This is a genomic window from Paenisporosarcina sp. TG20 (genome assembly GCF_000286315.1).
In the GTDB taxonomy this organism is placed as follows: Bacteria; Bacillota; Bacilli; order Bacillales_A; family Planococcaceae; genus Paenisporosarcina.
Genome location: NZ_ALJG01000313.1, coordinates 1 through 21264, shown reverse-complemented (window position 1 = coordinate 21264; position 21264 = coordinate 1). Strand labels below are relative to the sequence as shown.

Below are 21264 nucleotides of genomic sequence, written 5' to 3'. Positions count from 1 at the left end.
AATCAGCGGTATCATACTAGAACTTACTCCTTAAAATAACGGGAATACTGGATTCATTGCTCACTAAATTTATATGCTTTTGTGTGAAAACATTTATAGACTTGAAGGGTTTTACTATCACCTCTTTTATGCTGGAAGATCACTTTTCATGGTAATTGGTGGCTTATGTGAAACGTAACGTAAGCCATGGTGGTATCTTATAGCGTAAAATAAAAAGTACACGACGATTGTTGTCGTGTACTTTTCTTATTGTATAAGATCGTCGTCAACATTAAGTAGATGAGCATATTTTGGATTATTTCCTACAAACTCATGTATACGATCTCCATAACTACTTATCCACTGACGAATTACTTTTTCAGTTACTTCGGAACCTTTATAATCATAACCTGCTTTTGCGTATGATGATTCGAAGTCTGACCATAGTAATTCAATCCATACGCGTGCTTTTGAAGCAGAAAGAGCCTCATTTTTTTCAGCGAGCTCTTGAACTAATTGTTCAATTCGTTGTTGCATATTATTTCCCCTCCTTTAATTGTTTTAACATGGAAATTGGCAAAGCTTCAACATGTTTCTCGCCACCCATACGATAACCCCAAGCAAATTTTCCTTTTAAATAATCTATTTGGAAAAAAACTCCTGGGTCTCCTTCAATACGATAAAGCTCTCCAGGGATGAATTGTGAAGGGTCGACTAAATAGGCTTGTGCCATTAGGGCTTTTCTTTCTAATACAGCAAACTCATTTACATAGCCAAGTTGGCTTGCTTTACGTGCTTTTTCAAGCAAGTTAGAAATTTCTTGGCGTAACTCTGTTTCGTTCATTTGACTATATTTTTTTTCACTCATCTTCTTCTAACTCCTTTTTTTCAATATACATGTCAATTTGTTCAGAAGGAAACCCTTTTTGATACAGCGCTTGTTTGACTCTATTTTTACGATCATAGCCTGTGAATTTCAAAGTAACTTTCCGCCAAATTTTATCTCCTTGGCTGGCAATCATTTCTTCCCACTCATCTGGTTCTGTTTCAAATTCGATTCCCTCGATTACTTTGCTTATAATGGCATATGAGTACCCTTTACGCAATAAGGTATCTTGAATTTTTTGTTTTACTTGTCTTGGTGTTTTAGACGATTGTTGATTCGCAATTTTTTCAGCCAGTCCTTGTGCAATTTGAGTTTGGTCTTCATCAGTATACGTCTTGAGCACTTCCTCTTGGAGTGATTTTGAGATTCCTTTATTCCTTAATTCTTGTTGTATTACACGAGGTCCTTTTTTACTAGCTCGTTTTTGCGTCTCAAGAAAAGCTTCTGAAAAAGAAACGTCATTCAAAAATCCTAAGTTATACAATTTTTGAATAGCTTCTAAAACGACAGCTTCTCCATATTCTAAATCGAGTAGTTTCTTTTTCACCTCATATTCGCTACGCATGCGAAAAGCTAAATAGTGAAGGGCTTTGTTAAATGCTTTACGGACTTCATCATCAAAAACAATTTCATCCCGCTCCCAGTCTTCTAAAACTCTATTTTTAGATAACTGATACTTTATAATTAACGATTCATCCACAGCAAATGCATAAACTTCCTCTATATAAATGTTATAGCGTTCGGTATTATTTTTCTGACGTGTTATTTTTGTAATAATTGCCACATAATTCACCTCATATTCATTACATAATCAGTATACACATTATTTTATACAGATTCATTTGTGTACACTTAAGCAAGAACGGGTAATATACAAATAACACTGCTTATGAGGAGGAATAGAATGAAAGTTGCAATTACAGGTGGAAGTGGTTTTGTAGGTCAAGAGATTATGAAACTACTAAATGACAAAGGACACGAAGTATTTATACTTACTCGTTCTGATAAACAATCTACGGACTCGGCACATATGGTTCAATGGTTAGTTAATAATGCTAAACCTGAAGAACAGCTTGAAAACATTGATGTGTGGATTAATTTAGCTGGTGCGTCTATAAATGATGGACGTTGGAATGAAGAACAAAAACAGAAAATCTATGATAGCCGTATGAATGCAACCGATGAAGTACTCCGTATTTTAGCAAAAGTCGATCAAAAACCTAAAGTCCTAATAAATGCAAGTGCTATCGGTGTGTACCCTCCGTCAGAACACGAAACCTACTCAGAGCAATCACTTGCTCGTGGTTCAGATTTCCTGGCGAAAACAGTGGAAGACTGGGAGAAAAAAGCTACCCAGGCTGAACAGTATGGGATTCGAGTAGCATTTGGACGTTTTGGAGTTATTCTTGGAAAGAATGATGGCGCCCTTCCTCTTATGGCAATGCCCTATAAAATGGGTGTTGGTGGACAAGTAGGATCAGGAAATCAATGGGTGTCATGGGTTCATGTATCAGATGTCGCTAAAGCGATTCTTTTTGCTATGGAACATGATGATTTTGAAGGGCCATTTAATGTGACTTCACCAAATCCTAAACAAATGAAAGAATTCGGTAAAACTTTGGGCCAAGTATTGAACCGTCCACATTGGATTCCTGTTCCCGCTTTTGCCTTAAAACTCGTTCTTGGAGATAAGAGTCAACTAGTTTTAGAAGGTCAACGAGTCATTCCTGAAAAATTATTAACTCACGGATTTACATTTGCATTTCCAGATTTAACAAATGCACTTGAAAATATTTATGAATAAGTTCTTTAAAAAAACGCAACCTACTTAAAAAGGAAGGTTGCGTTTTTATGTGGTGGAAACATTCGTTAGGCGTTATTGCCTCATGTACAATTTTAACGTTAGGCATTTTATTAAATCCATTTCAAGCAGTTGCTGATTCACTTAATTGGGGATTTCAAAGAGGCGTACAAGAAAAACAAGCTCAAGCAGGTAGCGCATTTGATGTGCTTTTAAAAAAGTACGGTGCCTATTATAAAGGATCCCCAGACGAAAAAACCTTATACCTTACGTTCGATAATGGTTATGAAAATGGGCATACTGAACCCATTTTAGACACTCTAAAAAAAGAAGAAGTACCAGCCACTTTTTTTCTAACGGGTCATTATTTAGATAGCGCGACTGACTTAGTGAAGAGAATGATAAATGATGGACATGAAATAGGGAACCATTCTTATGGACACCCGAACATGGCTAATTTATCAGAAGCGCGAATGAAAGAAGAATGGGAAAAGTTCGATCAATTACTGGCTGAAAAAACTGATCAGAAAAAGACTAGTTTTGTTCGCCCTCCTGAAGGAGTTTTCAGCGAGAAACTCCTTGCATATGGTAATGAACTCGGTTACCGGCATATGTTTTGGTCGGTAGCTTTTGTTGATTGGCATGCTGACCGCCCTCAAGGAAAGGAATATGCATACAACCATTTGATGAAACAATTGCACCCAGGTGCTATCATTTTAATGCATACAGTGTCACCAGATAATGCAGCCGCCTTACCTGACTTTATACGAGATGCTAAAGAAAAAGGCTATACATTTTCATCGCTAGACGAATTAGTTAATAAAGATAGCGGTGTCCCGCTGACTTTCCATTAACTAATCTGTCCTATATACTGATATCAACAGTAGTAAAGGACGTGAAAACATTTTGTCACAGCAAACCATTATAGAAGTTGGTCAAAAATTCCCACTAACCATTAAACGCTTAGGTATTAATGGCGAAGGAGTTGGGTATTTCAAACGCAATGTTGTCTTTGTTAAGGGAGCATTACCAGGAGAAGAAGTAACAGCTCAAGTTGAGGTTGTAAAAAGCAACTTTTCAGAGGCGAAAATTCTTAAAATCCGAAAATCATCTCCTCACCGTCAACAAGCTCCCTGCCCTGTTTATGAAACATGTGGCGGTTGTCAGATGCAACATATGACGTATGAGCAACAGTTAGTTGAAAAGCGAGATATGATTGTTCAATCTCTTGAACGTTATGTAAAAGATATCTCATCAAATATCGATGTTCGTAAAACAATTGGGATGGAAAACCCTTGGCATTACCGTAATAAAAGTCAATTTCAAGTACGAAAAGACGGAAATAAAGTACATGCGGGTCTGTTTGCTGAAGGAACACATCAGTTATTAGATATAGATGAATGTATTGTGCAACATCCGCACACTACACTTGTGACAAATGCCGTAAAACGGATTCTAGAGAGACTTAAAATCCCAATTTATGATGAAGAAACTAACAATGGCTTAGTCAAAACGATTGTTGTCAGAACTGGTATTCAAACGGGGCAAATCCAGTTAGTTCTAGTCACAACACTTGCTGAAATGCCCAAACGCCAACTACTGATTGATAAATTAGCAGCAATTGATCCCGCTATTGTTTCGATTGTCCAAAATGTTAATCCTAAACAAACTTCTTTAATCTTTGGAGATCGTACAATTGTTCTTCATGGCAAAAAAACGATGCACGAAGAGTTAGGTGAACTTTCTTTTGATTTATCGGCACGTGCTTTTTTCCAATTGAATCCTACACAAACTGTTCATTTATATAATGAAATTAAGTCTGCAGCTGCATTAACCGGGCACGAAAATGTTGTGGATGCGTATTGTGGTGTCGGTACAATTGGTCTTTGGTTAGCAGATCAAGCAAAAGAAGTACGCGGAATGGATATTGTAGCTGATAGTATTTTCGATGCAAAGAAAAATGCTGAAAAACATGGATTTACACATGCTACTTATGAAACGGGTACTGCAGAGGAATGGATTGCTAAATGGAGTCGTGAAGGTTTTAAACTTGATGTATTAACTGTTGATCCACCACGGACTGGCTTATCGGATAGCTTGTTACACACGATTTTAAATGTACGACCAAAGCGCTTTGTCTATACTTCATGTAATCCGTCTACTTTAGCGAAAGATTTAAGTCAGTTACGTAAGATCTACAACATAGAATATATCCAACCAGTCGATATGTTCCCACAAACTGCTCAAATTGAAAGCGTGACATTGCTTGTACGTAAATAAAAAGATCGGGCAAAATATGCCCAGTCCTTTAAGAAAATACAAATGAATATAATTAGTTAATAAGGATATTTCAAATTGTATCTCCTTCGGTTTCCGGGTCGCTTTGGACGTGCAAATCTACAGCACCATAACCTCAAAAGTAAAAGGGATGAGCGAAGTTTCACTTCACTCATCCCTTTCTTACAGGCAATCTTTCGGCAGTTTTGCGTCCGACACGCCCCTTCAACCAATGGATATATCCTATTGTTGATTTGGGTTGATGAGCGCATAGACACTAAATTCATAGAGAGACGCGGCCGAAGATACTATTTCGGCCTTTTTCTTCATTTTTTAAGGTTGGGTAATTTCTTTCTGCTACCTGGCGTATGAATGATTTATAGTCATACTGACAAACGCCTATGTAATATAAACCATTGCTTTTTAGTTTCGATTTAAGCTTGGAAACTAAAGAACATTAATCAGTGTTATCACGGATAGATAATCCATATTAGAATGTTAGTCTCCGTATTATTTAACACCGTTCATAGCACATCAATTTTATATACATTCTAATATTTTAAAAAATATGCAGCAAGTTTATACCCGTCGTTAACTCTCTGAATGGACTCTTTTCATCATAATAGAACTTTTCATCCATTCAGATCAGTTTTTCATCCACTCAGACCGGCTTTCCGTCCACTCATGTCATCTTTTCGTCCACTCAGCATAACTTTCCGTCCACTCAAGACTACTTTTCATCCACTTAGCAGTAAATAACCACTATATTCCAACAAAAATGTGCATTCTTGCTGAAACAGATGTCCCTATTATAGTTATCAGTTTGGAGAATCTTCTTTTTCAGTTAAATAAGTTAGAAACCCCTACAAATAGTTGATCAAAGGTCAGTCAATAAGAAAAACCGGGAAGTGTGCCCGGTCCTTTTCTGTCAAGGGCATCGATATTTCATCGTTAGATATATTAAAAAAACCTGAATCGCTTACAGAGCGATTCAGGTTTTTTTAAAGCGAAGAGAATACAATCTCCCCCTAAAACATGTGGTTTATTGCGTAACGCCCGTCAACTTACTATATCGATTGTACATGCTCTTTCTTAGGTTTTAACAAACTTATTAAACTTAATGTAAGTAAAAATAATGAAACAAGCCATAAGAAGCTAAAGCCCTCAAAGTATTCTAAAAAGAAGCCACCCATAAGCGGACCAGTTAAGCTACCTACACTAAAAAATATCCCACATAATAAATTCCCAGTTGGCAATAATTCTTTAGGCGTCAAATCTACCATGTATGCAATACCTAAAGAAAAAGACGAACCGATAAATAGTCCTGCGATTAAAAACGCACCAATAAGAGTCCATATATTACCCTCAAGAAGAGCCGCACCACTAAAAGAAAATGCACCACCAAACAAAGCCAAGAGTATGACTTTTTTCCTGCCAATCCGATCACTTAAAGCACCTAAGGGTAGTTGCGATATAATACCCCCGGTTGAAAATGCCACTAAAATAATTGAAACCATAGAAACATCTACTTCATTTCTCAACGCATAAACCGGAAAAATTGCATGCAGGCTAGATTCCAAAAAGCCATAGCTAAATGGGGGAATAAATGCTACCCAGGCAAAACCAATAGTTGCACCAAAACGTGCCCAAGTCCCCCGCATCGTCGATGTCGAATGCATATATCCTGGAAAATCATTTTTAACCAAAAAAATAAGCGACCAAGCAAATATACATAAAATACCTGATACTATAAACGGTAATCCCTCATAAATGGAGACAAGCGGTAGAAATAAAGGACCTACGGCGAAACCAATTCCAAAGGACAATCCATACAATGCAATATTACGTCCTAAGCGTTCTTGAGGTGAAAAGCTAGTAATCCAAGTTTGTGTTGAAAAATGAAGTGCATGGTCTCCAATTCCGATAATTAACCGTAAAACAAACCAAAAAGCAACACTTTTCCATAGTGGAAATAATAATAAAGATATAAAAACCAATATTCCTCCAACGATAATAATTGGTTTATACCCAAACCTCCGAAGCGGTTGCTCCATGAATGGAGAAATGAGAATCGTACCGATATATAAACCTGTGGCATTTAGACCGTTTAAGGTAGATGAAACACCATCTTGTTCGAAAATAATGGATATGAGTGGTAACAACATCCCTTGAGAAAAACCAGAAATGGAAACAATGGTTACCAAAATCCAAAATCTTCTCTTTTCTATCTTTGTAAATTGATTCATGAAGGACCTCCTATGTAAAGGTTGAAATGAAGTCTTTTCAACTGTTTCGGTACAATTCTACCATATAGGAGTAATGAAAGTTGATTAATTGACTGTAAATGGAGATGAAAGAGATTTTGATATTTGGAAGTCAACAATTTATATTGGGGCAACAAGATTATTCAGGTCATACTTATCATCCACTGTTGTCTACTTAGGTATTCTAATCACGGAAAAACAAGTTAGACTGAGCATGCTTCTAACTATATAGATCCTTCTGAACTTCTATAACAATGTCAAAGGCTCAGTCGATGATCTGCGAACAGATGATTGACTGAGCCTTAAATGTTACTAATATCCAATTGAATGTCCATAGATCGAATTCACGGCTATTTGTGCCGGTGAAATGTTCGAACCCCCTCCTTCTAACTAAATGATGGTTTCGACTGTTCACTACGGCCTCCTTCTCTTGTTGAAGTAAGTTTACTGTAACATGTAATTTAAATATTTACAATATTCTAAATACAAATAAACTGAAAATAATTCTTAAGTCCTACTTTAGTTGAAAACTGATGATATATAAGCTACGATAACTCAAAAGAGAGGTGTGTCAACATGGGCAAGTCTATTTCGGACAAAGAAAAACAAGTCACATATTTAAAAGAACGACTTCACATTTTCTTAGAAGTACTTGATTCAATTGAACCAGAAACAACTGAACTTGAAGATATTGATCGTATGATTGCAATGATGGATGATTTAGAACTAAAAATGGACCAATTTAAAAAATTTGAATAAACAAAAATGGCTTTCCGCTCTCACTGATAAATTTTAATTTTAGAAAAGTGGCTGTAATTAAACAGGTTGAAGAAAAACTAGTAGTTTTTCTTCAACCTGTTTTTAGTTAGCTCTAACTACGCTTTAAAAATAGGACTCCGGCATGAATAGTGTGATCAGATGAGACCCGCAGGAAACGAAGCTAGCGCTACGATGCAGAGACATTCAAGTAACAAGGTGTTTCCCAACCGCCTCGTAAAGCGTATGCCTGTTTCTGTATCGAAAGAAAGTGCGTTGTAACGGACCCGGTTTTTCTTATATCTAATCTAATTAGTGTAATTAATATCATTGATTCTTCTCTATTCGTCTCTCTTTTCTTTCAAACCCATTCCTTTTTTTCTATTCTAAGGAGTATAATGATGAATGGAAAAGAAACTAAGTAATGTATGGAAGGGGTTTACTCTCATGTATTTAGAAACTTTAGAAAAGAGTATTTATGATTTAATTACCGAAACTTCGACGAACTTACCGAAGGATGTACGCCGTGCAGTTAGTAAAGCAAAGGCAGCTGAAAATGCCGGAACTCGTGCTTCGATGAGTTTAGACACCATCACAAATAATATTCAAATGGCTGATGATAAGGTATCACCAATCTGTCAAGATACCGGTATGCCTACTTTTAAAATCAAAACACCAATTGGAGTGAACCAATTAGAAATTAAAGCGGCAATCAAACGTGCGATAGTATCTGCTACAAAAAATGCCAAACTTCGTCCAAACGCAGTGGATTCACTAACAGGCGAAAACAGTGGAGACAACTTAGGCGAAGGCGTTCCTGTTGTAAAGTTTGAACAATGGGAAAATGATTACATAGAGATGAAACTTATTCTAAAAGGTGGGGGTTGTGAAAACAAAAATATTCAATACAGTCTCCCTACTGAACTTGAAGGTATCGGTCGTGCTGGCCGTGACTTAGATGGCATTAGAAAATGTATTCTTCACTCAGTCTACCAAGCACAAGGTCAAGGCTGTTCAGCTGGATTCATTGGTGTAGGAATCGGTGGCGACCGTGCTTCAGGATATGATTTAGCAAAAGAGCAATTATTCCGTTCCGTTGATGATGTTAATGCAGATTCACAACTTGCTGAACTTGAAGAATATACTGTCGAAAAAGCGAATACACTTGGAATAGGAACAATGGGATTTGGCGGAGAAGCTACTTTACTAGGTTGTAAGATTGGTGTAATGCATCGAATTCCAGCTAGTTTCTTTGTGTCTGTTGCATACAACTGTTGGGCATATCGTCGATTAGCAATCAATATTAATCCTACGACTGGTGAAATTAACCAATGGCAATTTCAAGAAGGCGAAAAAGTCGAGTTTAAGGACGAAAGTAAAGATGACTCAACTGAAGAAATTGCTACTAATATTGTCGAACTTCGTGCGCCTGTTAGTGAGGAAGAAATTCGTAAATTAAAAGTGGGCGATGTAGTAAAAATAAGTGGGATGATGTACACGGGTCGTGATGCGATACACAAGTACTTATCAGATCACGATGCACCACTAGACCTAAATGGTCAAATCATTTATCACTGTGGCCCTGTCGTATTAAAAGACAAAGATGGCAATTGGCAAATTAAAGCGGCTGGGCCGACTACTTCCATTCGAGAAGAGCCTTACCAAGGTGATATCATGAAAAAATTTGGTATACGTGCGGTAATGGGTAAAGGTGGTATGGGTAAGAAAACACTTGCAGCGCTTAATGAACATGGTGGCGTGTACTTAAATGCAATAGGTGGAGCTGCTCAATACTATGCTAACTGTATTAAGGGTGTTGAAGGCGTTGATTTAATGCAATTTGGCCTTCCTGAAGCAATGTGGCATTTGCGCGTAGAAGACTTCACAGCAGTAGTCACAATGGATTCACATGGGAATAGTTTGCATGCAGATGTAGAAAAATCTTCTCTCGAAAAATTAGCTCAATACAGTGAACGTGTGTATAAATAATCTATTGAATTGATTTCTACAAATCCTCTATGTTATAATGATTATAATTTAATAATAATTCTAATAACTGCTGGTATTCCTTTGGGAGTGCCAGCTTTTCGTACATTTATAGGGTTGTGATATTGAATTTCATTATCAGGAGGCATACGAATGGAGACTATATTCACTCGTTTAAAACCGCATTCCGAATTAATTGCAGCACTTATTTCAGGTGGGCTAATCATTTTAGCTTGGGTTATTGGAAAAGATCAAGAAAGTTCCCTATCGATATCTTTGTATCTAAGCGCTTTTTTAATTGGTGGGTACGCCAAAGCAAAAGAAGGAATTTTGCATACAATTCGAAAAAGAGAATTAAACGTTGAGTTACTCATGATATTTGCGGCTATCGGTTCCTCCCTTGTTGGATATTGGACAGAAGGAGCCATTCTTATTTTCATCTTCGCTTTGAGTGGTGCTTTAGAAACGTACACGATGAACAAAAGCAAACGAGAATTATCCGCTTTGATGAAATTACAACCCGAAGAAGCTTGGCTGCTCGATTCAAATGACCAAACAAATCGTGTACTTGTTAAAAACTTAATTATAGGAAATCGCCTCCTTGTTAAGCCAGGTGAACGCATTCCAGTTGATAGTGTTGTAATCAGCGGGAATTCCTCCGTTGATGAAGCAGCGATTAGTGGCGAATCCATTCCTGTATCTAAACACTTAGATGAAAATTTGTTTGCTGGGACTGTTAATTTAAATGGTGTACTAACAATTGAAATGACCAAACCTAGTAGTGAATCGCTGGTTCAGAAAATTATTGACCTTGTCCAATCGGCTCAAAGTGAGAAGTCACCTACTCAGCAGTTTATCGAACGATTTGAAGGTAAATATGTGAAGGTTGTTCTAATTACTGTCGCAATCATGATGTTCCTCCCCCACTTTGTTCTTGGTTGGGATTGGAATACAACATTTTATCGTGCCATGGTTTTACTAGTTGTAGCATCACCTTGTGCGCTTGTAGCTTCAATTATGCCAGCTACACTTTCTGCCATTTCAAATGGGGCAAAAAATGGCTTATTATTTAAAGGTGGCGTTCACTTAGAAAATCTAGGTTCTATGAAAGCCATAGCGCTTGATAAAACAGGAACTTTGACTCAAGGCAAGCCTGAAGTTACAGATTTTATTGTACGTGACGGAGTAGATGAGCATGAGATTTTAGAAATACTTGCTAGTATTGAATCCCAATCCACACATCCTCTAGCTAAAGCCATTTTAAAATTTGCTATAAATAAAGGCGTTACTATTTTCCCTATTCAAAATATGGAAGATGTACCTGGTTGGGGAATTATAGCAGTTGTTGGCTCAAACGAGTGGAAAGTTGGGAAACCAAGTTTTGTAGGGTCTGATGAAGCAATGAATTTTCATAATGGTTTAGCTCCTATCTTGGAAGAACAAGGTAAAACAGTTATTTTTGCAGCAAATAATGAAGGGATTATGGCAATTGTTGCACTCCGTGATATTGTTCGTGTTGAAACGAAAAAAGCTATAGCTCTACTACGTCAATCTGGTGTTTATACAATTATGTTAACAGGTGATAATGAGCGAACAGCAAAAGTAATTGCGGAAGAAGCTGACGTAGATCACTATATTGCAGATTGTTTACCAGAGAAAAAAATGACACATATGAAAGAACTTATTGCGAAATACGGGAACGTTGGGATGGTTGGGGATGGCATTAATGACGCACCCGCTTTAGCAACTGCTACAACTGGTATTGCCATGGGGGAAGGTACAGATGTTGCGCTTGAAACAGCAGACGTTGTACTTATGAAAAATGAATTAGCACGAATTAATTACGCAATCCACTTGTCTCGTAAAATGAATCGCATCGTTAAGCAAAATATCTTTTTCTCCGTTACTGTAATTGCTTTATTAGTAATTAGTAATTTCTTTCAAATTATTAATCTCCCCCTTGGTGTTATTGGCCATGAAGGCAGCACAATTCTAGTCATCTTAAATGGTTTACGTCTACTTCATAGAAACGTATAAAAAGCAGGGCCATTTAAATACCGGCTCCTGCTTTCTTCATCGCTAATTTTTCTTTTCGTTCTTGCATAACAGCATTTATTTGTCCACCCACCATTAAAATAGTGCCGGAGAAAAACAACCACATCATTAATACGATAATCCCACCAATACTACCATAAGTCGCAGAATAATTGGCAAAGTTACTTACATATACTGAGAAAGCAAATGACACGAGAATCCATCCTAGTGTAGCGAAAATAGAACCGGGGATGACATTCTTTATATCCAGTTTCCTATTCGGTGCAATCCAGTAAAGCAGCATAAATACTCCGAAAATCATTAGCGGTGGAATTGTCCATCTAATACTAGTCCAGAAGGTTAAGAACCCTTGTTTATAGCCTAAATATGTAAATAGTAAAGTTCCGATTTGTTTACCAAAAACGGGTAATACTAAAGCTACAACAAAAAGGGTGATGAGCAATAAGGTAAAAATAATAGAAATTCCTCTTGCGATTAAAAAAGGTCTAGTTTCTTCAAGGCCATAGGATCGATTAAGTGATTTTATCATTGCATTCATGCCATTTGATGCTGACCAAATGGTTGCGAGAATACCTATTGACAATAATCCATCGTTTCGATTGCTTAACACCTCATCCAATGTACTATCTATAAGCGTATAAACTTGACCTGGAGCATAAGTTTGCAAAATACTAAACAGTTGATCCTCTGGCAAATTTAAATAGGGTAGTAAAGTTACTATAAAAATTAGTAAAGGGAACAAGGAAAGTAAAAAAAAGAAAGCGAGTTGCGCACCAAGTGCTGTAACATCTACTTTCTGAATCCGGGCCAAGAGTTCTTTAAAAAACCCTTTAAATGATGTGACATCATTAGGTTTATTTTTCCCCTTCTTTTTAAGATGCAGTAATTTAACCTTATCTAGTATATTTGATGAGTGGGATTGATGACTGCCTCTAGGCTTATCTGCGTTCGACATTTAATCAATCCTTTTCTTAAGAATATTTATTATCCTCGGACTCAGCTAATACCGGCATAATGAAATCATCTTCATCATTATTTACAATTGTTTTGTATTCATCTTTAGATTGAACGAATGCATCCTTTGTATCAAGAACTAGTGTTTTCACTTGAGGGGTCAGAGCTTTAAATTCTTCTACTTTCCCTGTTAAGTATTGTTTATCTTGAGATAACTGATTATAAACAGACTGCAGTTTATCCGCTTTTTCTTGTAATTTTAATTTTAAATCATCGCGGTTTTTCAAATAATACTTAGCGTCATAGGACATAATTCTCATTTTATACTTTAAATCTTCTCTTGTAGCACGATCAAACATACTTATTCCTGCTCCTGCGATTGCTCCAATAAAAATTCCTTTTATCAATTTACTTTCAGTCATTAATAAAACCTCCTATAGATTCAAAAGTCATGTCTTTTAATATACCCTTCCTTTTCACAAATTAAACTAATACAGATTCTAATTTGACAATTTTTCTATTGCATGAAATGATTAATATTATATTTGAAAGGCAGGCGTGCGTCCCAAATGAATTTAACTCAACCATCGCAAGAAAATGTTGAATACATGATTGAACAAATTAAAGATAAACTTCGTATGGTCAATGTAGATGCAATGAAATCCGAACACTTTGATGATTCCCAATACGAAGACTTACACTATTTGTACAACATGGTTAAAAATCGCACAACGTTTAGTCCAAGTGAAATGCAAGCCATCGCTTCTGAACTTGGATCACTTCGTAAATGATTGACTACTTGAAATCCTTTAGTTCAAACACTAGAGGATTTTTTATATTTAAAAATTAACACCAATCACTATTTTTGAATACGGTCTAGTTTCCATATTAAAATGATTAGTTTCCATCTACCTCATCGGCTTTTACAACTTGCCACCTGTTTAGGATTTACGAAATTTAAATTAATGAAGAACAGACGACCGCAGATATAATTGCGGCCGTCTGTTTTTAGTATCAATTCAGTATTGTAATCTGGATTAACAATTATGGCATACTGCTAAAGGCTACTATCTGTTTAAGTCGTTTTGAAACGCCACCGCAATTTCTGCTCCGACAGCCGCATTGTGTTTAATTAAAGCTATATTGGCAACTAAACTCTTTCCTTCGGTCAATTCTTTTACTTTTCCTAATAAGAAAGGTGTGACGTTTTTACCAACTATTCCGTTTTCATTGGCTTCAGACAATGCTCTTTCAATAATATCCGTAATAAATGATTCATCCATTGCATCTTCTTCTCTTATCGGATTAGCAATAACTGCTCCACCAGTTAAATTTAATTCCCACTTTGCTTTTAACATTGCTGCAACAGTTTGGGCATCATCAGCACGGAAATTCACTGAAAACGGGCTAGTACGTGTATAAAATGCTGGTAAAAAATCTGTTTGATAACCAACTACAGGCACCCCTTTAGTCTCTAAATATTCCATAGTTAATCCTATGTCTAAAATCGATTTTGCTCCTGCACAAATGACTGCTACATTTGTTTTTGCTAATTCCTCTAGATCTGCTGAAATATCCATTGTATTTTCTGCACCACGGTGTACCCCTCCAATTCCACCTGTTACAAATATACGAATGCCTGCCAAATCCGCACAAATCATTGTTGCCGCAACGGTTGTAGCTCCTTTTTGTTTCGTTGCTAGCAAATATGGTAAATCACGACGGGAAGCTTTAGCCACGTCTTTACTATTTCCTAGCACTTCCAACTCTTCATCAGACAAACCAATTTTGATTTGACCATCCAAAATTGCAATCGTTGCAGGTACAGCACCATGATCACGAATAATTTGTTCTACTTCTTTAGCCGTAATAACGTTTTGTGGATAAGGCATACCATGAGAAATTATTGTTGACTCAAGTGCTACTATTGCTTTACCTGTTTCTAATGCTTCTTTAACCTCTGTTGAATATGACAAATATTGTTTCATTTAATATTCCTCCATTTCTTTTGTTAAACGTGCTGCTGACAAGTCAGTTCTAACTGTATATGGAGATGCTAGAGTTTTAGATGCGTTCAATAATCCGGTTTTGATGGATTGATGAATCGTCATTCCATCTAACCAAGCATGAAGTGTTGCACCAACAAAAGAGTCCCCTGCACCTGTTACATCCTCTATTGAAGAAGTTTTCCGGGCTGCTAAATGAAATATTTGTTGTTCTTTTGAACCAACGAAAACACCCTTACTCCCCGCTGTAATTACCACATTTATCACGCCTTTTTCAAGAAACCTCTTAATTGCTTGATGAAAATCTTCTACTGTTTGGATTTTCATTTCTAAATATATGTCGGCTTCATCAAGATTACAAATCAGCCAAGTAACTCCATATAAGTCATCAGGCATCCGATTCATTTTAGGTGATGAGACCGGAACAATAGCTAATGGGATTTCTTTCTCACGTGCTATTTCTTTAATATACTGTATCGTTTCTTTAGGACAGTTCAAGTCCACCACTACTAGTGGGCATCCATTAAATAACGTGTCAAACCTCTGAAGGTAAGTTGGGGTTAATTCCTCATAAACATCCATATTGGCAATCGCTAGAACCAATTCACCTGTTGGGTCAATGACAGCTGAATACGATCCTGTAGTATGATTAGAAAGTTGCTTAATCGATTGTAAATTCATAAAACTTTGTGATGACGCTTCAATTGTTTGCCAATCCGCGTCATTCCCAGCAGTTGTAAATAAACGCACCTTATGGCCAAGACGTCCTAAATTTTCCGCGATATTCCGAGCAACACCACCGACACTTTTAGTTACATTTGCTGGATTAGAAGAGCCCAACTGGACATTTTGTTGCAGATGATATTTATTGTCTACATTGGCTCCACCAATACAATGAATTTCTTTTTCTTGCTGCAATATATATGCTCTCCCAGCAATTTTCCCCTGTTTCACTAAGCCTGAAATTAAATTAGCTAATGCTGGTCTCGAAACATTTATTGCCTCTGCCATTTCTTTTTGAGTCAAGAATGGATTTTGACTAATCATCTCAATGATTGCCTTTTCTTTTTCGTTCATAAAGTCTCCTTTCTAAACATTTGTTTTAATCATAAACTTTTGTTATAGCGTTTTCAAGTTTAAATTATTTCGTCTCTCTAACTTTTCGTTTGATTTACACCTTCAAGTATTGCTAGTATAGAAAGAGCTTGTAAAAAAGGAGAATGCCTTATGACATTGTTTAATGAAAATCTAAAAAAGTATGCAGACTTAGCAGTTAAGGTTGGGGTAAATATTCAACCAGGACAAATTCTATATATTACTGCATCAATTGATAATCCCGATTTCGTTCGACTTTTAACAAAAACGGCTTATGAAGTTGGGGCAAAACAAGTTTATGTAGATTGGACAGATGACGTTATAACTCGGACACGTTTCGAGATGGCACCAAGTGCTTCGTTCGAGGAATACCCAGCATGGAAAGTACAAGAACGTGAACAATTAGCTGATCAAGGTGCCGCATTTATGAGTATCGTATCTTCAAGCCCTGACTTGTTGAAAGGCATTGACTCATCTCGTATTGCTACATTCCAAAAAGCAGCTGGAACAGCATTAACGAAATACAGACAATACGTTCAATCTGATAAAATCAGTTGGACCGTTCTTGCAGCACCTTCAAAATCTTGGGCAGCTAAAGTATTCCCAGATTTACCCGAAGAACAACAAGTTTCTTCTTTATGGGACGCTATTTTTAAAGCGGTTCGTGCAGATGTTGAAGCACCGATTGAAGCATGGTCAAAACACGATGACCTTCTTCATGAAAAAGTTGATTATTTAAACGAAAAGAAATACCATAAATTGCACTATACTGCACCAGGAACAGATCTAACAATTGAACTTCCAAATGGCCATTTATGGTGCGGTGCTGGAAGTGTAAATGAAAAAGGCGAAACGTTCATGGCGAACATGCCAACTGAGGAAGTATTTACGGTTCCTTTAAAAACGGGCGTAGATGGCGTAGTTTCTAGTACTAAACCATTAAGCTATGGTGGTAACATCATTGAAGACTTCAAAATTACTTTTGAAAAAGGTCGCATTACTAAAGTAGAAGCAGCTGCAGGTCAAGAAGTATTACAACAATTGATAAACACGGATGAAGGGGCAAAGCATTTAGGCGAAGTTGCTTTAGTTCCACATCGCTCACCTATCTCTGAATCTGGTTTACTTTTCTACAACACCTTATTTGATGAAAATGCATCAAACCATTTAGCAATAGGTAGCGCGTATGCATTCTGTTTAGAAGGCGGTAAAAAAATGTCACAGATAGAGCTAGAAGAAAACGGTTTAAACCAGAGTATTACGCACGTTGACTTTATGATTGGCTCAGATAAAATGGACATCGATGGCATTCTAGAAGACGGTACTAAAGAAGCTATCTTCCGTGGTGGAAACTGGGCATTTTAATTGAACAAATTTTAGATTGTCACAAATAACGCTGTAAAGATTCTCTTAAATGTTGTATACTTACTATTAGGCAATTAATTAAACAGCTTAGTAGAAAGGGGAATTCTCATGGCTTTCGGCATACTCACTGTGATTGGCTTTGCAGTTCTTATAGCAGTGGTTACTTATTTCGTTGTTTATTTTTTACAAACAGCTCTAATTTCTCGCGATGCAACAATAATTGATCCAAAACCTGATAATAATTTTTAACATATAGAAAAGCAGTCGTCATTTGACGACTGCTTTTTTTGTTATCACTTAACAACTTGTTTACAAGTTTACTACACTAATATAACAACACTGTGACAATCTCCTACAAGATACTTATTTCTCTTACCCTCTCTAAATCTAATTCCCTAAGACGCTCTGTAATAATTGATATCTACCAATAAGTACCACATGGATTACGTCCCTAAATACACTATACTTATGTAGCAGTGAGTTACTTAAGGAGGAAACTAAATGTTTGCAACTATAGAATTAGGGATTGATTTGGGTACAGCTAATATCCTAGTATATACAAAAAATAAAGGAATAATTTTAAATGAACCATCTGTCGTTGCAGTGGATACTAAGACTAGACAGGTTATTGCGTTTGGTGAAGAAGCAAAAAGTATGATTGGTAAAACTCCACGTTCTATAACTGTTATTCGTCCTTTGAAAGATGGTGTAATTGCAGATTTTGACGTAACAACAGATATGTTACGAATGGTAATGAAAAAAGTAAGTAAAATAATTGGACTCTCTGTTCGTAAAGCAAACGTAATGGTATGTACTCCATCTGGTGCTACATCAGTAGAGCGTCGTGCTATACATGATGCTGTTAAAAATAGTGGGGCTAAAGAAGTTCACTTGATCGAAGAAACTGTAGCAGCCGCAATTGGGGCAGACCTGCCTGTTAGTGAGCCTATTGCTAGTGTTATCGTTGATATTGGCGGCGGTACTACTGAAGTGGGGATCATCTCATTTGGTGGAGTTGTCTCTTCTAACACAGTGAAAATAGCTGGTGACCGTATGGATGAAGACATCATTCAATTTGTCCGTAAAAAGTTTAATGTAATAATAGGAGAACGTACAGCTGAAAGAATAAAAATAGAAGTAGGGTACGCTTTAGTACCACATACAGTTGAAACAATGGACGTTCGAGGTCGTGACGTAGTAACAGGACTTCCGATAACAATAAAGGTTAATTCTGTTGAAGTCCAAGAGACATTAAAAGAGTCATTATTATCTATTTTAGAAGCTATACGTGCAACCCTTGAAAGTTGTCCCCCTGAACTTTCGGGCGATATTGTAGATCAAGGTATTGTTTTAACCGGAGGCGGTGCTTTACTAAAAGGAATGCAAGAATGGTTAACAAATGAAGTATCTGTTCCAGTCCATATAGCTCCTCAACCACTTGAGTCTGTAGCGATTGGCACAGGGCGTTCACTGGTAATGATGGATAGAATCCAAAAAATTGCCCGTTAATGAAACTGGCAAGCTGACGAAACGACTTGGCTAATAAGACATATTTCGAATCTTCCTTTGTTCATGGAAAACTTATCGTTCAAACTGAGCACTTTATCGGTCAAATTGAAATCCTTATCGGTCAAACTCGGTGTTCTATCAACCAAACCCGTCTCGTTGCCAAGTTTACTTGGTGAACCGCATATTAAAAGACACCCTCTCTAACAGAAAAGAGCCAGGGAGCGAATAGCTCCACGGCTCTTTTTTAGTGATTTAAATAGTTTTGTTTACGCTACGCTCCTGTTTAAAAGAAGACATCGCTAACGGCTGTCTCATTGGAAAGTCAACTTGGCTAATAAGACGCCTTTTAAATCTCTCCCTCGTTCATGGAAAGCTTATCGTTCAAAACTGAGCACTTTATCGGTTAAATTGGAGTGCTTATCGGTCAAATTTAAATCCTTATTGGTCAAACTGGGTGTTCTATTAACCAAACCCGTCTCGTTGCCAAGTTCACTTGGTGAACCGCATATTAAAAGACACCCTCTCTAACAGATAAGAGCCAGGGAGCGAATAGCTCCCTGGCTCTTTTTTTGTAATTTAAATGGTTTTGTTTACGCTACCTCCTGTTTAAAAGAAGACATCGCTAACGAACGATCTTATTAGCTAGTCATTGGCTAATAAGAAGATTTTCGAGTTTTTCCTTCTATCATACAAAACTTAGGCGTTCAAACTGACGTGTTTATCGCTAAAATTGAAATCCTTATCGGTCAAACTCATTGGATTGCAAATAAAAAATCGTCTTTTCTTTACAAGATATGACGATTTTTTTGTATTTATTTTTATAACTTTGATTAATAACAGTTAAATGATTGTAGTGAAAGGCGGCGACTTCAGCGGGAATAGCGTGTCAGGTGAGACCCCTAGGGAACGAATTAGACTAGCACAATTCGGTTGCGACGAAACAAGAAAGTACATTTTAACGGAAATCAGCAGAGGTGTTTTAACAGAGCCATTTATAATTACAGAAAAGTGGATAATTTATATGAATATCATTTACAATAAGAAGTAGTGATAATAAGGGGGATACTATATGTCTTTATTAAATGATATTCTAGATTTTAATAAAATTTTTGTTGCTGAAAAACAATATGAACCATATATTACGTCAAAGTTTCCTGATAAAAAAATCGTTATATTAACTTGTATGGATGCACGATTATTTGAACTTTTACCAAAGGCTATGAATTTTAAAAATGGCGATGTGAAAATAGTGAAAAGTGCTGGTGCAGTCATTAATCATCCTTTTGGTGGAATTATGCGTAGCTTACTCGTCGCTGTTTACGAGTTGAATGCTGAAGAAATTTACATAATTGGTCATTATGACTGCGGTATGAGCGCTATCAAACCGGAAAAAATGCTACAAAAGATGTTAGATCGAGGCATTCAACAAGAAACCATTAACATGTTGAATTACTCCGGGGTTAAGTTAACCGACTGGTTGAGAGGATTCGAAGATGTCCATGAAAGTGTAAGACACAGTGTTGACATGGTGCGCAATCACCCTTTAATAGTCAAAGATGTTGCTGTGCATGGTTTAGTTATTGATCCATCAACAGGCAGATTAGATATAGTGGAATCCTAAATGCAGATGAAAGGATCAAGTACGGGGATTTAGGATAAAAAGTACTAATAAAAACATTGTCTTTACTTGTGTTTCAGGGGAGCTTTTAGTCGTCAACCAACTGTACATAGCCTAAAGAATGAATGAAGACAGAGCGCAAAGTGACGACGTCACTTTGCGCTCTGTCTTTCACCTGCAATCTTGCTGTGTGTTTTCGTCGTCGCCCGCCCGCAGATTCAAAGTAATTTGGATTTGGTTGATGGGAGAATGGACACTCACTTCATAGAATGTAGGCTGCCAAAGAAACAATTTTAGCCTATTAAAATTTCTATAAGGTTTAGGAGCTACTTTATGCGTTCTTTCATTTTGTTTAAGACAGGTTATCGCCAATATTAATGGTTTTACTGACACTCCCACTGCTAAAGCAGTGGGGTTCTGTTCGAAACGGCTTCTTTCAATCGGACACCACGCCAACCCGCAGGTTGCTGGATTAGGAATTGAACACTGACCATCACAATAAGAACGTTCGCAGCGAAAACAAACATCTATTTTTCAGACAGCGAAAGTTGTCTTTTTGCTCTTCATCCGAATACCACTCCCAACACCTCTTTTCCTGAATCGTTGACCTGTTTTCAGTGTACCAAATTGCATAAGAAAAACCGGGCAAAGTACGCCCGGTCTTTTAAGCAAGAACATAATATCAACTTTGGTTTCCGGTTATGATTTCCGTT

General features: G+C 37.0%; 19 protein-coding genes. 11 read left to right on the top strand and 8 right to left on the bottom strand.

The features are described 5' to 3' along the window. Positions 1-246: 246 nt before the first annotated feature. The 3 genes from B371_RS0112045 to recX are packed head-to-tail and all read right to left on the bottom strand — an operon-like array spanning position 247 to position 1649. On the bottom strand, positions 247-516 hold the full coding sequence (locus tag B371_RS0112045; protein ID WP_019414572.1) for a YfhJ family protein: 270 nt from the start codon (positions 514-516) through the stop codon (positions 247-249). Position 517: 1 nt separating this feature from the next. Continuing rightward, a complete protein-coding gene (locus B371_RS0112040) occupies positions 518-847 on the bottom strand; it encodes a YfhH family protein (protein ID WP_019414571.1) in 330 nt (109 codons plus the stop codon). Then, the gene (gene recX / locus B371_RS0112035; protein ID WP_019414570.1) at positions 840-1649 is read right to left on the bottom strand and encodes a recombination regulator RecX; all 810 of its coding nucleotides are present in this window, start codon (positions 1647-1649) and stop codon (positions 840-842) included. The genes B371_RS0112040 and recX overlap by 8 nt, the downstream gene beginning before the upstream one ends. Positions 1650-1769: 120 nt before the next feature. Here recX and B371_RS0112030 point away from each other — a divergent pair, with 120 nt between their 5' ends. The 3 genes from B371_RS0112030 to rlmD are packed head-to-tail and all read left to right on the top strand — an operon-like array spanning position 1770 to position 4946. Continuing rightward, positions 1770-2669: a TIGR01777 family oxidoreductase gene (locus B371_RS0112030; RefSeq protein ID WP_019414569.1), complete on the top strand. Its 900-nt coding sequence runs from the start codon at positions 1770-1772 to the stop codon at positions 2667-2669. A gap of 47 nt (positions 2670-2716) precedes the next feature. Further along, entirely contained in the window at positions 2717-3520 is an 804-nt protein-coding gene (gene pdaA, locus B371_RS0112025) for a delta-lactam-biosynthetic de-N-acetylase (RefSeq protein ID WP_019414568.1), read from the top strand. Positions 3521-3572: 52 nt separating this feature from the next. After that, positions 3573-4946, top strand: coding sequence for a 23S rRNA (uracil(1939)-C(5))-methyltransferase RlmD (gene rlmD, locus B371_RS0112020; protein ID WP_019414567.1), 1374 nt, complete (start codon positions 3573-3575; stop codon positions 4944-4946). Positions 4947-6010: 1064 nt separating this feature from the next. Here rlmD and B371_RS0112015 read toward each other — a convergent pair. After that, positions 6011-7189, bottom strand: a complete 1179-nt coding sequence (locus B371_RS0112015) for an MFS transporter (RefSeq protein WP_019414566.1) — start codon at positions 7187-7189, stop codon at positions 6011-6013. A gap of 594 nt (positions 7190-7783) precedes the next feature. Between B371_RS0112015 and B371_RS0112010 the strand changes: the two genes are divergently transcribed. The 3 genes from B371_RS0112010 to B371_RS0112000 all read left to right on the top strand — a co-directional run bounded on the left by B371_RS0112010 (position 7784) and on the right by B371_RS0112000 (position 11986). After that, a complete protein-coding gene (locus tag B371_RS0112010) occupies positions 7784-7966 on the top strand; it encodes an SE1561 family protein (protein WP_019414565.1) in 183 nt (60 codons plus the stop codon). 444 nt (positions 7967-8410) lie between these two features. Then, complete coding sequence (locus tag B371_RS0112005; RefSeq protein WP_026023044.1) at positions 8411-9952, top strand: fumarate hydratase; 1542 nt, start codon at positions 8411-8413, stop codon at positions 9950-9952. A 150-nt stretch (positions 9953-10102) separates the two neighbouring features. Then, positions 10103-11986 (top strand): heavy metal translocating P-type ATPase, encoded by a 1884-nt coding sequence (locus B371_RS0112000; protein WP_019414563.1) that lies wholly within the window; start codon positions 10103-10105, stop codon positions 11984-11986. Between the two features lie 13 nt (positions 11987-11999). Here the strand turns inward: B371_RS0112000 and B371_RS0111995 are convergent, their stop codons facing one another. Together B371_RS0111995 and B371_RS0111990 are read right to left on the bottom strand one after the other, a co-directional pair. Next, complete coding sequence (locus B371_RS0111995; RefSeq protein ID WP_019414562.1) at positions 12000-12959, bottom strand: YihY/virulence factor BrkB family protein; 960 nt, start codon at positions 12957-12959, stop codon at positions 12000-12002. Between the two features lie 16 nt (positions 12960-12975). Then, positions 12976-13380 (bottom strand): YtxH domain-containing protein, encoded by a 405-nt coding sequence (locus B371_RS0111990; RefSeq protein ID WP_019414561.1) that lies wholly within the window; start codon positions 13378-13380, stop codon positions 12976-12978. Positions 13381-13527: 147 nt separating this feature from the next. Between B371_RS0111990 and B371_RS0111985 the strand changes: the two genes are divergently transcribed. After that, positions 13528-13749, top strand: a complete 222-nt coding sequence (locus B371_RS0111985) for a DUF1128 domain-containing protein (RefSeq protein WP_019414560.1) — start codon at positions 13528-13530, stop codon at positions 13747-13749. Between the two features lie 276 nt (positions 13750-14025). Here B371_RS0111985 and B371_RS0111980 read toward each other — a convergent pair whose 3' ends face one another. Together B371_RS0111980 and B371_RS0111975 are read right to left on the bottom strand one after the other, a co-directional pair. Further along, entirely contained in the window at positions 14026-14946 is a 921-nt protein-coding gene (locus B371_RS0111980) for a pseudouridine-5'-phosphate glycosidase (protein WP_019414559.1), read from the bottom strand. Then, entirely contained in the window at positions 14947-16041 is a 1095-nt protein-coding gene (locus B371_RS0111975; protein WP_019414558.1) for a carbohydrate kinase, read from the bottom strand. A gap of 150 nt (positions 16042-16191) precedes the next feature. On the opposite strand from B371_RS0111975, the gene B371_RS0111970 reads away from it, so the two are divergent. The 4 genes from B371_RS0111970 (at position 16192) to B371_RS0111955 (ending at position 20554) form a co-directional block, all read left to right on the top strand. Next, on the top strand, positions 16192-17424 hold the full coding sequence (locus tag B371_RS0111970; RefSeq protein WP_019414557.1) for an aminopeptidase: 1233 nt from the start codon (positions 16192-16194) through the stop codon (positions 17422-17424). A gap of 108 nt (positions 17425-17532) precedes the next feature. Continuing rightward, positions 17533-17673: a hypothetical protein gene (locus B371_RS23785; protein WP_019414556.1), complete on the top strand. Its 141-nt coding sequence runs from the start codon at positions 17533-17535 to the stop codon at positions 17671-17673. A gap of 252 nt (positions 17674-17925) precedes the next feature. Next, on the top strand, positions 17926-18933 hold the full coding sequence (mreBH, locus tag B371_RS0111960) for a rod-share determining protein MreBH (protein WP_019414555.1): 1008 nt from the start codon (positions 17926-17928) through the stop codon (positions 18931-18933). 1069 nt (positions 18934-20002) lie between these two features. After that, positions 20003-20554 (top strand): carbonic anhydrase, encoded by a 552-nt coding sequence (locus tag B371_RS0111955; protein WP_019414554.1) that lies wholly within the window; start codon positions 20003-20005, stop codon positions 20552-20554. The last annotated feature ends 710 nt before the right edge of the window (positions 20555-21264 follow it).

Bases quoted from the DNA above. Each gene is read 5' to 3' on its own strand.
- B371_RS0112045 (WP_019414572.1), bottom strand. From the start codon at position 516: ATGCAACAACGAATTGAACAATTAGTTCAAGAGCTCGCTGAAAAAAAT.
- B371_RS0112040 (WP_019414571.1), bottom strand. From the start codon at position 847: ATGAGTGAAAAAAAATATAGTCAAATGAACGAAACAGAGTTACGCCAA.
- B371_RS0112030 (WP_019414569.1), top strand. From the start codon at position 1,770: ATGAAAGTTGCAATTACAGGTGGAAGTGGTTTTGTAGGTCAAGAGATT.
- pdaA (WP_019414568.1), top strand. From the start codon at position 2,717: ATGTGGTGGAAACATTCGTTAGGCGTTATTGCCTCATGTACAATTTTA.
- B371_RS0112015 (WP_019414566.1), bottom strand. From the start codon at position 7,189: ATGAATCAATTTACAAAGATAGAAAAGAGAAGATTTTGGATTTTGGTA.
- B371_RS0112010 (WP_019414565.1), top strand. From the start codon at position 7,784: ATGGGCAAGTCTATTTCGGACAAAGAAAAACAAGTCACATATTTAAAA.
- B371_RS0112005 (WP_026023044.1), top strand. From the start codon at position 8,411: ATGTATTTAGAAACTTTAGAAAAGAGTATTTATGATTTAATTACCGAA.
- B371_RS0112000 (WP_019414563.1), top strand. From the start codon at position 10,103: ATGGAGACTATATTCACTCGTTTAAAACCGCATTCCGAATTAATTGCA.
- B371_RS0111995 (WP_019414562.1), bottom strand. From the start codon at position 12,959: ATGTCGAACGCAGATAAGCCTAGAGGCAGTCATCAATCCCACTCATCA.
- B371_RS0111990 (WP_019414561.1), bottom strand. From the start codon at position 13,380: ATGACTGAAAGTAAATTGATAAAAGGAATTTTTATTGGAGCAATCGCA.
- B371_RS0111985 (WP_019414560.1), top strand. From the start codon at position 13,528: ATGAATTTAACTCAACCATCGCAAGAAAATGTTGAATACATGATTGAA.
- B371_RS0111980 (WP_019414559.1), bottom strand. From the start codon at position 14,946: ATGAAACAATATTTGTCATATTCAACAGAGGTTAAAGAAGCATTAGAA.
- B371_RS0111975 (WP_019414558.1), bottom strand. From the start codon at position 16,041: ATGAACGAAAAAGAAAAGGCAATCATTGAGATGATTAGTCAAAATCCA.
- B371_RS0111970 (WP_019414557.1), top strand. From the start codon at position 16,192: ATGACATTGTTTAATGAAAATCTAAAAAAGTATGCAGACTTAGCAGTT.
- B371_RS23785 (WP_019414556.1), top strand. From the start codon at position 17,533: ATGGCTTTCGGCATACTCACTGTGATTGGCTTTGCAGTTCTTATAGCA.
- mreBH (WP_019414555.1), top strand. From the start codon at position 17,926: ATGTTTGCAACTATAGAATTAGGGATTGATTTGGGTACAGCTAATATC.
- B371_RS0111955 (WP_019414554.1), top strand. From the start codon at position 20,003: ATGTCTTTATTAAATGATATTCTAGATTTTAATAAAATTTTTGTTGCT.